This is a genomic window from Paraglaciecola aquimarina (genome assembly GCF_032464635.1).
GTDB classification, from domain to species: Bacteria; Pseudomonadota; Gammaproteobacteria; order Enterobacterales; family Alteromonadaceae; genus Paraglaciecola; species Paraglaciecola aquimarina.
This window is the reverse complement of record NZ_JAWDIO010000002.1, coordinates 757,935-771,768: the sequence shown is the minus strand read 5'-3', so window position 1 is coordinate 771,768 and position 13,834 is coordinate 757,935. Positions and strand designations below refer to the sequence as shown.

At 40.2% G+C, this 13,834-nt stretch carries 11 protein-coding genes and 2 pseudogenes; 3 read left to right on the top strand and 10 right to left on the bottom strand.

The genetic code is table 11. The features are described from left to right. Nucleotides 1-9: 9 nt before the first annotated feature. From RS130_RS04485 to RS130_RS04475, 3 genes and pseudogenes are all read right to left on the bottom strand, one after another. A pseudogene (locus tag RS130_RS04485) lies at nucleotides 10-1,183 on the bottom strand (AGE family epimerase/isomerase). A gap of 38 nt (nucleotides 1,184-1,221) precedes the next feature. Continuing rightward, the gene (locus tag RS130_RS04480) at nucleotides 1,222-3,519 is read right to left on the bottom strand and encodes a sugar porter family MFS transporter (protein WP_316024967.1); all 2,298 of its coding nucleotides are present in this window, start codon (nucleotides 3,517-3,519) and stop codon (nucleotides 1,222-1,224) included. 91 nt (nucleotides 3,520-3,610) lie between these two features. Then, a complete protein-coding gene (locus tag RS130_RS04475) occupies nucleotides 3,611-4,771 on the bottom strand; it encodes a hypothetical protein (RefSeq protein ID WP_316024966.1) in 1,161 nt (386 codons plus the stop codon). Nucleotides 4,772-5,480: 709 nt separating this feature from the next. Here RS130_RS04475 and RS130_RS04470 point away from each other — a divergent pair. Together RS130_RS04470 and RS130_RS04465 are read left to right on the top strand one after the other, a co-directional pair. Then, the gene (locus RS130_RS04470; RefSeq protein WP_316024965.1) at nucleotides 5,481-6,473 is read left to right on the top strand and encodes a glycoside hydrolase family 97 N-terminal domain-containing protein; all 993 of its coding nucleotides are present in this window, start codon (nucleotides 5,481-5,483) and stop codon (nucleotides 6,471-6,473) included. Between the two features lie 197 nt (nucleotides 6,474-6,670). Next, entirely contained in the window at nucleotides 6,671-7,459 is a 789-nt protein-coding gene (locus RS130_RS04465; RefSeq protein WP_316027970.1) for a glycoside hydrolase family 97 C-terminal domain-containing protein, read from the top strand. Nucleotides 7,460-7,696: 237 nt separating this feature from the next. Here RS130_RS04465 and RS130_RS04460 read toward each other — a convergent pair. Then, nucleotides 7,697-7,852, bottom strand: a pseudogene (locus tag RS130_RS04460) (IS3 family transposase); the annotation flags it as partial. Between the two features lie 97 nt (nucleotides 7,853-7,949). On the opposite strand from RS130_RS04460, the gene RS130_RS04455 reads away from it, so the two are divergent. Next, entirely contained in the window at nucleotides 7,950-8,927 is a 978-nt protein-coding gene (locus RS130_RS04455; protein WP_316024964.1) for a transposase, read from the top strand. 574 nt (nucleotides 8,928-9,501) lie between these two features. On the opposite strand, the gene RS130_RS04450 is transcribed toward RS130_RS04455, so the two are convergent. From RS130_RS04450 to RS130_RS04425, 6 genes are all read right to left on the bottom strand, one after another. After that, nucleotides 9,502-10,626, bottom strand: a complete 1,125-nt coding sequence (locus tag RS130_RS04450) for a sulfatase/phosphatase domain-containing protein (RefSeq protein WP_316024963.1) — start codon at nucleotides 10,624-10,626, stop codon at nucleotides 9,502-9,504. Nucleotides 10,627-10,634: 8 nt separating this feature from the next. After that, nucleotides 10,635-11,159 (bottom strand): sulfatase-like hydrolase/transferase, encoded by a 525-nt coding sequence (locus RS130_RS04445; protein WP_316024962.1) that lies wholly within the window; start codon nucleotides 11,157-11,159, stop codon nucleotides 10,635-10,637. An 82-nt stretch (nucleotides 11,160-11,241) separates the two neighbouring features. Further along, nucleotides 11,242-11,751 (bottom strand): alpha/beta hydrolase, encoded by a 510-nt coding sequence (locus RS130_RS04440; protein ID WP_316024961.1) that lies wholly within the window; start codon nucleotides 11,749-11,751, stop codon nucleotides 11,242-11,244. 10 nt (nucleotides 11,752-11,761) lie between these two features. Then, nucleotides 11,762-12,136: a carboxylesterase family protein gene (locus RS130_RS04435; protein ID WP_316024960.1), complete on the bottom strand. Its 375-nt coding sequence runs from the start codon at nucleotides 12,134-12,136 to the stop codon at nucleotides 11,762-11,764. A 94-nt stretch (nucleotides 12,137-12,230) separates the two neighbouring features. Next, on the bottom strand, nucleotides 12,231-13,040 hold the full coding sequence (locus RS130_RS04430) for a sulfatase-like hydrolase/transferase (protein ID WP_316024959.1): 810 nt from the start codon (nucleotides 13,038-13,040) through the stop codon (nucleotides 12,231-12,233). After that, on the bottom strand, nucleotides 13,003-13,764 hold the full coding sequence (locus RS130_RS04425; protein ID WP_316024958.1) for a sulfatase-like hydrolase/transferase: 762 nt from the start codon (nucleotides 13,762-13,764) through the stop codon (nucleotides 13,003-13,005). Before RS130_RS04425 ends, RS130_RS04430 begins: the two co-directional genes overlap by 38 nt. Nucleotides 13,765-13,834 lie beyond the last annotated feature (70 nt).

The window sequence follows — 13,834 nt, the reverse complement described above, 5'->3', positions numbered from 1 at the left end:
CTAAGTACCTTATTTTATCGCTCTTAGCACTTCGAAACAGGCACCTAATGTATGGTAGTCACATTTAGCCCCTACACTGCTTTTTTGATTGGAGTACTTGGTATTGTCTCTACTCAATAATCTAAACCATGCACCATATTTGTGGTCAATAAAGTGCTGGTCACAATACTGCCAAATGGCATTATACTGGGTTAAGTATTTTTGTTCTTTGGTTTCTATATACAGTAATGCTGCAGTGGCAAAACTTTCAGCTTGCACCCAAAAATACTTGTCATCATCACACCATTTTCGTTGTCGATCAAAACCATAAATAAGACCTCCAAACTCATCGTCCCATGCAATCTCATATGCTTGATCAAATAAAGCTGCCGCACGTTCTACTAGCCATGTTTGTGGTGAATAGCGGTTAATAATTAGTAGTAATTTTGCCCACTCTGTTTGATGCCCAGGTTGGAAACCCCAAGGACGATAGAGGTTTTTGGGGTCATCTTTGTTATATTCCCAATCGGGTTGGAAATTGATCGTGTAGTGCTCCCACACTAAGTTGTCACTTAATGCTGCCTTGGCGAATGACGATATTATGGGCCAGTAACTTGGCTCTATCTAAAAACAAGGAGTTATTTGTTGCTTCGTATGCTGCAATCATAGCTTCGCATAAGTGCATATTTGAATTTTGACCGCGATAATGACTTAACTTGCCATCAGGGCTTATTTCATCGGCATATAAACCATAATCTCTCTGCCAAAATCTTTGCTCTAGCCTGGTAAAAGTGTCTAATAATTTTTCATCGCTTTTGATAATTCCAGCTTTTCTAACGGCGGCGTATGCGAGTAGTACAAAAGCATAACCATAGGCTTGTTGCGTCATATCATCGGGTTTATTGTTATCCAGTGTCCAAGCATAGTTCTCAGTCTCGGCTTGCCAATGTACATTTTCTAAATACTCAAGACCATGTTTGGCGATAGACAAGTATTCATCATTACTAAAATTTATTGCGGCTAAAGCATAATTAACAATGATCCGAGCACTGCTTACTAATTGTTTTTGACCTTCAGAAAATAAGCTGCCATCGTCATAATAGTTTTGAAAATATCCGCCATTGGAGTCGACAACACGAGGGGTATAGAAATCTAAAATGTCTTTACTGTGCTGTTGCAAAAATTGTTTGCTGAAAAAATTCATAAGGTTTTTCTCGCTTATTAGGTTTGTAATTTGAACTGTTATCTGCAGAGTGATTGCGTTAACTGAGGAGTCGCGCCAGATTGTGAACACACATAAGAAGAAACTTTGGCGGCAAATTCGGCTATCTCTATTAATGGTTTCTGTTGAAGTAAACCTAGGGTTAGAGCTGCGGTAAAAGAGTCTCCAGCCCCAACAGTATCAACCACTTTGGTGGGCACTATTGGCACTTCAACTTGTTGATCATGATGAATTAAAATCGCCCCTTTTGAGCCCTGTGTTAGCGCGATACTATTAAGTCGAAATTGCTGCTGAAGTTGCCTAAGTAGATTTTCAGTAGTCCCTTTAATTTTTAACATATCAGCAATAAGCGGTAACTCTTCTTCATTTAGTTTCAGGACATTGGCTAATTCGAGCGATTGAATAATCGTTTCAACTGAATAGAATGGTGCTCTAAGGTTAATATCAAATACCTTGAGTGCGCTGGATGGAACCGCGGCAACAAATGTTTGGATGGTTTGCCGTGAAACGACACTGCGCTGAGCAAGGCTGCCAAAGCAAATCGCATCGACCTCCTTGGCCAATTCGTTCCACGACTTTGACCAACGGATATTGTCCCAAGCACAGTTTTCTGCAAACTGATAGCTTGCTTGACCTGAAATATCTAAGCTAACCGTTACCGTACCTGTAGCTAAAGGGCTAGCCTGCAGTGCTGCAACATCAACATTACGTTGTTTGAGTGACTTAATGGCCTCATTACCCAGTGCGTCTTCCCCCACAGCGCTAATCATTGTAACTTTGGCTTTATCACCCAGTAAGCCAGCCATAGCACATGCACAATTAGCAGGGGCTCCTCCAAACTGAGGGCCGTTAGGAAATATATCCCATAGAACCTCACCAATACCGACAATATTAATTGATTTATTCATGTTAAATAGCCTTACCTTTAGTGTGAGCCGCGATGTTGGTGTCTGACTCTGTGATACCGAGTTTTTTTGTAGTTGTTCTAACGGAATTCCTTTGGTTTCGGGTACCATGAAAATGACCCACAGCAACTGAAAAATCATCATCAAACAGAAAAAACCAAACACATAGTTGGCTGAAAAAGTCGTTACAGCAAGAGGGAAGAACAAGGTCATTAATGCAGCAAAAATCCAATGGGTTGAACACCCTAACGATTGACCTTTTGTTCTGTGTTCAGTGGGAAATATCTCTGCAATGAACACCCAAATCACTGCTCCTTGTCCCACTGCATGAGCTGCAATAAAGAAGAAAATACAAAAAGGAACAATGGCATACACTTCATTGGTAAAGGCCCAAGAACAGGTTCCTAGTGCTAGGATATAACCTACAGAACCTATGTATAACAAGGTTCTTCTACCAATACGGTCAATTAGCCACAAACCAGCAAGCGTAGCGAGTAGGTTGGTGATTCCTATGCCCGCTGATTGCAACAAAGCCGCTTCTTGGCCTAAGCCCGTCATTTCAAAAATTCTAGGGGCAAAATAAAGTATGGCGTTAATGCCAGATAATTGATTGAAAAACGCGATTAAAAAAGCAAGCAATATAGGATACTGTAATCTTCGGCTGCAAAATTTAGTTTTGCTGCCGACAGCTGTCGAAGCCTTGACTATAGAAGCGGCTAGTTCATCAATTTGTAGCGTAGACATCTTGCTATTAACTTGTGCTAATACCCTTTTACCCTGAGAAATTTTATTGCATTTACTGATCAGCCACCTTGGGCTTTCGGGCAGATAAAAACAAAGGAAACAATAGATAACTGCAGGAATGGCTTCTACGCCTAACATCCAGCGCCATGCATTTTCGCCAACGCCTCCTAGTAGCGCATTCGAAATAAAGGCCACTAAAATTCCGAGTACAATATTAAATTGAAAAAGCCCAGTCAGACGCCCTCGTTTATCTGCAGGGGCAATTTCAGAAATATACAATGGAGCAACAATTGTAGAGATCCCGACGCCCACCCCACCAATAAATCGAGCCAACATAAATGAATATGGGTCACTTGCTAAGGCTGACCATAAAGCCGATACAAAGTATAAAATGCCTATGCTAATTAGTGTATTTACTCTGCCAAATCGATCTGTTGGCCATCCTCCGAACAGCGCCCCTATAACGGTTCCCCACAAAGCCGCACTCATGGCAACGCCATGTATTGTTGGAGTTAGCGCCCATAAAGATTGGATTGTTTTTTCAGCGCCAGAAATGACGACAGTGTCAAACCCAAATAGAAACCCTGCTAAGGAAGACGTGAGTGCCCAAAGGAGTAGTTTATTGCTTGAGCTTAAGTCTGGTTTCTTATTTTCCACTTTTTTAACCACCTTTTGTTTGTTACTTATAGTGATTGCGCCCAGAAGCAACCTGTTTCAATATGCCCGAGACGATATCAAATTCATTGGCCGAAAAACGTCCTTACTTAGATAATTGCTTTAACTGCCATACCTTAAAATTTTTGTAGGCTGCAGAGCGAGTGAACATATGCCTTAAGCCTATTCTTCCATTGGTAATGGGCTCAAACCTTGACAGATCCCATGAGTATTGCTTAGTAAGATCATCACCTTCTACTTGTAGAAATAGTCTAGAATTTGTCTTCATCCAAGTCATCTTGTAGGTCATGCCAGTCTTAAATAAGCCTGTTTGACTAAACGCAGGTTTTACTTCTGTATCATTAAATTCTTGAGGATTGGCTGCTGGATATCTTCTAACGCGAATATAGTCGTTATTGGGATTTTCATTGACCATAGGGAAGGCTGCAAAGCTTATGTGAATGGCATGCATATTAAGCCAATACTTACTCATAGTGGGTATTTGACGGTAATCATTCCACTGAGTAATGTCCTTGGCGAATTGTTTATTTCCAATACCTGTGGCTTGGATCAGTAGAATATTTACGTTGACTATTTCGTTGTCTGTACGGGTATAGTGATATTGAATTTTTAGGTCTCCTAAGAAAGACTGCTTTGTCCACAATACTGCGTGGTGTGCGTCATTTAGGTTGACTGGACCAGCGATTAATTCCATCCCATATTTACTGTGGACAACTTGGGCTACTTCACCATCTAAAAACCAGTTATCCTGCCAGTTTGTTGTCGCTGGATCTGAAAATTTTAGTTGCCAGTTTTTTGCTTGTTCTAGTTGCTCAAATTCACTCAACTGTGCTTGTTTATCTATAGGGGAGTAATAAACGGCATGTACATCGTCATGTTTAGCTTGGGCTTGCAACTGCGATCGCAATGATTTGTTCTGGGTATGTGGCTTAACATGTTGATCTACGGTCGTATGAATCTCTTGAACTGTTTCTAGATCCGAAGCCTGCTTGCTGGTGGTGTTTGCTAATGTATCCACATCTCTTGAGGTGAACTGCAGTTGAAGGGGATTTTGCTCTAGCTGGCTGGATGTTGGAATATGATTCTTAGCAAATACGCTGGCACTGTATAAGAAGAAAAAGGTGAGCAATAAGTATAGAAACAGTGATTTCTTAATACTAAGAATAGAAGCAAAAATTTTGCACTTTCTGTTGTTTGACCGACGGTTATTGTCAGCCACAGATATATTTGTTGGGTAAATGAGCATAACTCTGCCTTCATTTATTATTGATAGTTTTAGTCTATATATTGCCCATTACGCCATCGCCAATATACGATCTTCGCGAGGATTATCAATTCGAAAAAAATTGATAACTTAACACTCCACGATAGCCTTAAGTCTTGCTTTAGGCTTACTCAAAGTCACAGCCCTCTACCCAAATCTTTAATGGCTTTTCGGCCTAGCAGACCTTTAGGTGAGCTTAGCTACTTGATCAGTTTAATACTGAGTGATCCTCAATTTTAGGGGGCAACTTACTCCGCCTCCATTTTTAAACTCACTGAAAATATTGCCATTTTTGGCTAATACTTAAATTATACTCTCGTTGTTAACGATAACATTTGTGTGGCAAGAAATTATCATTACTTGCACGTTAAGTCAAACACGAGTGCTATAGCGTTGAAAGTTATATATCGCTGTTGTTATTAGTGTAAACCTAATAATTCTAACTTTAAATGACTCATCACCCATCTAATTTAAAACTTACTGTTGATTAAAAGTCACGCTAAGTGCACTATGTAATCATATTGTTATCGATAACATGTTGATTGTCGATAAATTTCTTTTTGGCTAGTTTACTCAAAAGCTGAAATGTAGTTGCAGTCCAACTGATATGGCGAAACAGAGTGACAGAAGCGATTAAGAAAATGCGCGTTAAACCATTAAATATATTACATAGAATGAGAAATAATTAATTATGAAATTATTAGTATTATTGTCGAGTATGCTGCTCTTAATTACTGGCTGTAGCCAAGATTCGATTAGTTTGTTGTCGCCTGATGGCACTAATAGCTTTGTTGTACTTCCTTCAAGTACAGAAGATTCTAGTGGAGGCATATCCTTTTTAGTCAAAAGCAATGGAAAAACTATTATCCAACCCTCAGTATTAAAAATACTGTCAAGTGACCTCGGATTTAAAGGGGGCTACAAGGTCCTTAAAGTTGAAAAATCGTCAATTGAAAATCAGTGGAGTACCAGATTTGGTGAGTTGAGTACGGTTCCTGACAATTACAATCAGGCTACTATATATTTAGACTATCAGGGTTCCAAACTCAACCTAATCATTCGGGCATACAATGAAGGGGTCGCTTTTTCCTATGAAATACCTAAACAGCAAGGGTTGGGAGAAATTGAAATTGATGATGAATTGATAAGCTATCGATTCGACTCAGATTATTCGGTTTGGTCTACCCCAAAACGTGAGCCGGGAAAACTTACGGCCCAAGGTGAATATCGTAAAATACCTTTGAGTAAGTTAGAGCACGGTGCAGAACGCCCTCTTGTGATAGAAATGAAAAATGGGCTTGTAATGGCTTTGGCTGAAGCCAGATTGGTTGATTATGCGCGGTTAAGTTTTAACTCTGATCCAAATGCTGAACTAGCAATACTTTCGAGTCTAGATGGTAAAGTGATTGGCTCTGTACAGGACGTGATAACGGGCGCTCAGAAAAGTAATAGAAGCAACAATGCGAAAATTAAAATGTCACTGCCCTTTAAATCTCCTTGGAGAGTAGTAATGATTGCCAACGACTATGCGAAGCTTCTAGAGCAGAATTATTTAATTCAAAACCTCAATGATCCAAGCAAAATTAAAGACGATTCGTGGATTGTGCTCAGGAAAAGTACTGAGAGAAAGCACATTGACCACTCAAGGTGGGCTCGCCGCCGTAGATTTTGTTGCCGAACATAATATGCAATATGTGCATTTTGATGCTGGCTGGTATGGCGATGAAATGCTAAACGAATCCGACGCTACCACAATAACCCTAGACTCTAAACGTTCTAAGGGCCCTTTCGATTTGGAAACAATAACCGCTTACGCCAAAAAAAGGGCATAAAAGTTATGTTATATGTAAATCGTCGAGCATTAGAAAAGCAACTAGATGAATTACTTCCGCTATTCAAAAAATGGGGGTTGCTGGAATAAAATATGGATTCGTACAAGTAGGCGATCAAGAAGTTACAACTTGGCTACACGAGGCAATAGAAAAGGCTGCCAAATATGAAATGGTTGTTGATGTACATGATGAATATAGACCTTCTGGTTTTTCAAGAACTTACCCAAATTTGCTAACACAAGAGGGGATTGCAGGTGATGAAGTCACCGTCACTAACGAACATACCCTAATTAGTTTATTTACTCGAATGTTAGCTGGGGCGGCAGATAATACCGTTTGTTATTACAACAGCAGGGTCGAAACAATGGGCTCCCATGCATCGCAATTGGCTAAAACCGTTGTGTTATTTAGTCCGCTACAGTTTTTGTACTGGTATGATCGGGCTCCACTGGCCCCAATAAAAGACGATGCACTGTGGGGAGACACTAAATACATAGGTAGTGAGCCGGAACTAGAGTTTTTTGATGCTGTGCCAACCACTTGGGATGAAACAAAAGTTCTAACTGCAGAGATAGGTAAAATAGGTATAGTCGCTAGACGGAAAAATAAAGATTGGTTCATTGGTGGGCTAATTGGAGCTACAGCAAGAAACATTCAACTCGACTTTTCATTTTTAGATGAAGACGCTGTATATCAAAGTAAATTATATACAGATGATGAAAGCATCGAAACGCGCACTCATGTAAAAATAGCAGAATTGGTAATAAACCACAAAAGCCAAATAGAACTAGATCTTAAAGCAAGTAACGGCTTTGCTCTACATTTAGTCAGACAGTAAAGATGGGTTAATCTATTACTTGCTAAATGGTATAAATGTTCTTTTGGCAAACTAATTCAATAGTTAAGTGGCTACGACTATTAACAATAGAATCGACAATTGTCAAAGTCGCCCCTCTATTAAACAAGATTATGTTCATTCGTAGGCGTTCAATACTGACCTAGTGCTCGGCATTATTTTCGATTAAACGGCCTACGAACTACCCGAAACGCTAAAAATTCACACTTAGTGAAGTGGTCAAGTATTATTGGCCACAGTTTTATAGTAAAGCCAGTATCTTATTTCTGACTCGTTTGGGCTTAAACCAGCATTGTACTGGTGTGGCCTAGTCTGGCTGCAATAGCCAACAATATAATCCGTTATGTGTTGTTTAGCTTTGGTGAAATTCCGATAGCTAATTAGGACACCCATCACAATTTGATAAATCGTAGATTTATACTAGGCTATCGTTAAGCGGTTGTGCTTGCGTTTATTCATTTTCGGAGGCGTTATGACTCAGAAAAGAGCCAGTTTAATCAGTTTATCAGACACCCCATTTTATCATTGTGTTTCCCGTTGTGTGCGCCGTTCATTTTTGTGTGGCGTTGACCATTATTCAGGGCAAAATTATGAGCACAGGCGGGCTTGGGTAGAGGAGCGCTTGTTGTTTTTGTCTTCGGTGTTTGCCATTGATATTTGTGCTTATGCGGTGATGAGCAATCACGTACATGTGGTGTTGCATGTGGATGTAGACAAAGCGCTAAATTGGTCGAATAAACAGGTATTAGCGCTGTGGCATACGCTCTATAAGGGGACGTTGTTGACCCAGAGGTTTATGCGAGATGATGAGCTAACAAAAAGTGAAATGCATACTCTTGAAGACACCATTGCGGTTTATCGCCAGCGTTTGCACGACATCAGTTGGCTCATGCGCAATCTCAACGAGCACATCGCCCGAGAAGCCAACAAAGAGGACGAGTGCACTGGCAGGTTCTGGGAAGGGCGGTTTAAATCACAAGCTCTGTTAGATAACAGAGCTTTACTAGCCTGCATGGCCTATGTGGATTTAAATCCCATTCGCACAAAAATAGCGACAACCCCTGAAAACTCCCATCACACCAGCATTCAAAAACGCATTCACGCGTTGAAAACTAACCAACACCCACCCCACACGCTGTTGCCATTTGTGGGTAACCCTAGGCAAAACATGCCCAAAGGCATTTCATTCTCATTAAAAGATTACTGCGAACTAGTGGATATAACAGGCCGTGTCATTCGCGAAGATAAACAAGGCCATATCGCCACCACCCAACCAGCAATATTACAAAGATTGGGGCTATCAGACGCACAATGGCTCACCCTTACCACAGAGTTCGAACAACACTTTTGCTATGCCGTTGGCTCAGAGCACATGATGCGACAATTTGCTGAGCATACCCATCACCGGCAAATACAGGGCATTAGCAACGCGAGAGCCTTATTGGCTTAATCAAAAATTCTGTCAACGCACATTCCATCCCCGTATAACGGCGATTGAGCATACCTACCATTCAGTAAAAACAGTGGTTTTTTCACTTTTTACACATCAAAACTCAAGCAACCTAGAAATGTATAAAGGTAAGAATAAGCCAAGCACTTCGATTGCCTATCTGCGAACGTTAACTAGAAATTATGGGTGTCCTAATTTATTTATGGGTGTCTACATTTATTTCATAGCAACGCGAGAGCCTTATTGGCTTAATCAAACATCCTGTCAACGTACATCCCATCCCCGTGCAGCGGGGATTGAGCATACCTACCATTCGTAAAAACAGTGGTTTTTTCACTTTTACACATCAAAACTCAAGCAACCGAGAAATGTATAAAGATAAGAATAGGCCAAGCAGTTCAATTGCCTATCTGCGAACGTTAACTAGAAATTATGGGTGTCCATAATATTTATTGATCTGAAATGGTGTGCCCCCCAATGGACTAAGTCGGGTTAATTATTTTGGCTACCTTCCATGCTTTATTTAAGGTCTAATTGAAAGGTGGCTTTGTGTTTAATTTAGTGATGTGAAAACTTAGTGTTCAACCTGTCTTGCCTTGGACATTTCAACAAATTTTTTGTCTAAATCTTGTGAATCTTTGTATTTAATTCTTAGTTCTGCCATTTTAGTTTTTAGGTCTTTCACTACTTCTTTGTATTCAGGGTTATGAAATACGTTGTTCATTTCTTGTGGGTCTTTTTTACGGTCGTATAATTCCCATTCATCCACATCATAATAAAAATGAATGAGCTTAAATTCTTTGGTGACCATTCCATAATGGCGTTTAACCATGTGTACTGATGGATACTCATAAAAGTGATAGTACACTGCATCTCTGTCCCACGCTTTGTCATTACCCGTCAAAAGTGGGATTAGACTTTCTCCCTGCATATCAGCAGGTGCGCTTATTTGTGCAGCTTCTAAAAATGTTTGGGCAAAATCAAGGTTTTGAACCATTTCATCATTGGTGGTACCCGCGGTAATTGTGTTTGGCCAACGAATCAATAAAGGCGTTTTGAAAGACTCGTCGTACATAAAACGTTTATCAAACCAACCGTGTTCTCCAAGGTAAAATCCTTGGTCAGAGGTATATACAACAATAGTGTTTTCCGCTAATCCACTTTCATCTAGATAATCTAATACCCTGCCAACGTTGTCATCAACCGATTCAATCGTGGCTAAATAATCCTGCATATAACGTTGATACTTCCATTGCATTTTTTCTCTATCTGTCATAGTTGGCCAGTTGGCTTCAAAATCAGCAGAGATCGCATCTAGCGTTTCATCATACTGTGCTTTTTGTTCTGCGGTGGCTCTGGCATACGTTTTATAGCCCCAGGTAGTATTTCCAGGTACGACTGGCAACACTTCTCCCATGCGTGCTAGAGTTTCTGCTCTCACTTTATTGTCACTGCTGTATTTCATATGTTTTAGAATATTCATTTCAGCAGTTTTCGCCGCCGTGCCTCTGTTTTCATAGTTATCAAATAAGGTGGCAGGCTCAGGAAAGGTTTTTTTAGAATAAGCTTTGAATTTCTCGGGGCTAGGCCACCAGTTACGGTGTGGAGCTTTATGCAAGTACATCAGCATGAATGGCTTTTCAGGGTTACGCTTTTTCTTGAACCAATCAAGAGTTAGGTCGGTGATGATATCAGTCACATACCCTTCTATCGTGGTGCTCCCTTGTTTAGTGATAAATTCGGGGTTGATATAATCTCCTTGCCCTGAAGTATCATAAAATCATCAACGCCTGTTGGGTTGTTACCAAAATGCAATTTTCCAAACATAGCGGTTTGATAACCGGCTTCCTTAAACAATTGAGGAAAGGTAACTTGTGAGGTATCAAATGGCGTTAAATTATCTATTTTTCCATTAATATGAGTGTGTTTACCTGTCAAAATAGTTGCTCTAGATGGTGCACAAATAGCATTTGTTACACTGGCATTGGTAAACATCATTCCTTCTTTCGCTAATCTATCAATATTTGGGGTGTTTATTAGCGTGTTATCGTATGCACTGATTGCTTGATATGCATGATCATCAGACATAATAAATAACACATTAGGCCGCTTAGATGTGGTTTTAGGTTTTTCATCTAAATTAATACTGCAGGCCGTTATAATCGTCAACAACGACAATATGCTTACAAATTTGATTTTATTGTTCATTCTTACATTTTTAGCATTTGTCATAAGTGCACCTTTTTGGTCATCAGATTTCAATTAAATAAAGTACTTATTGGTTCATATATAAATTTGTTATAGAACAGCTTAGTCAACCTTTGTTGCTAGGGGGTAAATAGCCAAGTGATACCAAAAACTTATCTAATTCAGATAGTGTCTCGTGGTATCTGTTTATTTTCTTATTTCTATTAAAAAAACCGTGGATTTGACCTTCATATAGAAACAAATCACAACGGCTGCCATTCTGTTCCATTTTGTACTTAAAAAGCTGCGCGGTTTCTACGGGAATTAATTTGTCTTTTGTGCCTAAAAACACAATAGTCGGTGGTACATTCTCATTTAGGTTATGTAGTGGTGAGAATTGTTTCCAATAGCTTTTGACGCGGTCATAACCCACACCATTTGGGCCATTGTCAAAGGCAGGGTTGAATAATGCCAATGCATCTGGACGAGGGCTCACTGATGTCGATTCGCCTTCTTCGTCAAAGTCTTTAAGTACTGCCGCTGCTATTGCAAGTTGCCCACCGGCAGAGCCGCCCCCTGCAGCTATCATGTTAGGATTAATGCCTAGTTCTATAGCATGACTACGGACCCAGCGCATAGCTGATTTGCTATCTTTTAGGGATCTCCTTTGGCGACGTATTATGTATATTCCTAATACGATATTCTGCTGAAATTGCCACCATGCCTCTTGAAGCTAGGTATTTACTTTGGTCATAAAACTGCTCTGGTGATCCGCCACTCCAGCCACCGCCAAAGAAAAAAACAATAGCAGGTTTGTAATCATTGCTTTTATGGTTTTGCGGGTTAAATATATGCAGTTTTAAAATGCTATCGTTTATTACCTTATATGTGACAATTTTATCTGGTCGTATATCAGCAGAGCTTTCTGCATAAGTCATAGATGACAAAATTAATAGAGCAAGCGGCACGCGTACCATTTGTTTTATTACACAAAATATCGTAGTCAGTTTTTTGCTATTCATGTGGTTGCCACCATTCGATAAAAAATGCTTCAACTGCAGATATAGCCATGGCTGAAGCTAAAGGTTTCGTTCTCTAATTTTTACTTAGCTGCTTCTAACAATGCGTGCAGTGTTGTAACAACCTCTGGATAGTCGTTATATAGATTATTCGACTCCTGTGATCTTTTTCCAAGTCATATAGCGTTCCCTTTGCTTGTTCTACTTCAGGGGGGATTGTTTGAGGAGAGGTAAATCCCCCTGAACCTAAGTGTGGAGTGTATTTCCACTTGCCTTGTCGGATTGAGAAAACACCCTCTAAAGAATGGTGAATACTATAATCATGAATAGGGGTAGCCAACGTTGGATTAGTGAAAGCTGGCCACATGTTATAGCTATCTTCACCAGCTCCTTTGGGTAGAGGTTTATCTAAAACAGCAGCAACGGTTGCCAGTAAGTCGGTGGTAATAAGTACTTGGTCCGATTGGCTGCCTTGTTTAATATGGCCAGGCCAACGAGCAATAAAAGGAACTCTGTGGCCACCTTCATAAATATCCGCTTTTTGCCCTTTATAGTGAGCATTAGCATAATGCCCGGTAGATTCTTTATCAGACTCTCTCCAATTAGATCCGTTATCAGAGGTAAATATAATTAAAGTATCTTGTGCTAGCTCCATCTCATCTAGCGTTTTCAAAATTGCACCTACAGAGCGATCAACATCTAACACAAAATCACCATACCGTCCCGCTTGGGATTGACCTGTCACCTCGTCCGTAGGTAACCAAGGTGTATGAGGGGCGCTCATAGGAAAATAGAGAAAAAATGGCTTTTCTGTGGTTTTTCGTTGTTTAATGTAATTGACTGCTTTTGTAGTGAAAGTAGGCATGACCTTAGTGAAAATCGAAACTGGGCTGTACTTCGCCGGCACGCCAGAATATTCCCCGTCCGTCCTTGTTTTGGCTTTTGCCATATGTATAAGCCGTGGGTAGTTCTATCATTTTCTGATTTTCTATGTAGCCATAGGGGCTCATATCTAACGAGGCCGAGATAATATAAGAATAATCAAAACCCACATCATTAGGCCCGCGTTGCACTGCTTGACTGAAATCAACATTGGTATCTAGACCTTTTGGAAACTTGTCGCTATTAGAAATTTCAACTATGGGTTTGCTTGGGTCTTTGGCCTGCCAATTTAAGCCTAAATGCCACTTCCCGACTATCCCCGTGTGGTAACCTTGTTGTTGTAAGAAAGAGGCAACCGTAGTGCGCCCTTCTTCAATTAATGCAGGCGAATAGCCCCACGTAACGCCCTTTTTTAAGCGAGTTCTATAGGCGTATCGACCTGTCAACAAGCCGTACCTTGTTGGCGTACACACTGCAGAGTTTGAATGAGCATCAGTAAAGCGAATGCCTTCATTGGCAATGCGATCAAGTGATGGAGTTTGTATCTTAGAAGAGGGATTTAAACTACTTAAATCGCCCAAGCCTAAATCATCTGCCAGGATAACAATTATATTGGGGTGCTTAGATGTCAGTGTACCAATATTAGCCCCGTTTTTAGCTTTGTCACTTTGTCCTTGGCTGTTGGTGCAAGCTTGTAACAATGTAATACTAAAGCAATATAAAATTGCTTTCGAAATAATAGTTTTCACAACAATTCTCCACGAATACTTATCGTTGATTTTAAATATAGAAATTCAGGTAAGTGCAAATGCAGTTGTC

What these genes read in the sequence shown, in the direction of transcription:
- RS130_RS04440 (WP_316024961.1), bottom strand. Translation starts at nt 11,751, where the DNA reads ATGCGCTGGGTCCGTAGTCATGCTATAGAACTAGGCATTAATCCTAAC.
- RS130_RS04475 (WP_316024966.1), bottom strand. Translation starts at nt 4,771, where the DNA reads ATGCTCATTTACCCAACAAATATATCTGTGGCTGACAATAACCGTCGG.
- RS130_RS04455 (WP_316024964.1), top strand. Translation starts at nt 7,950, where the DNA reads ATGACTCAGAAAAGAGCCAGTTTAATCAGTTTATCAGACACCCCATTT.
- RS130_RS04435 (WP_316024960.1), bottom strand. Translation starts at nt 12,136, where the DNA reads ATGAATAGCAAAAAACTGACTACGATATTTTGTGTAATAAAACAAATG.
- RS130_RS04445 (WP_316024962.1), bottom strand. Translation starts at nt 11,159, where the DNA reads ATGACAAATGCTAAAAATGTAAGAATGAACAATAAAATCAAATTTGTA.
- RS130_RS04470 (WP_316024965.1), top strand. Translation starts at nt 5,481, where the DNA reads ATGAAATTATTAGTATTATTGTCGAGTATGCTGCTCTTAATTACTGGC.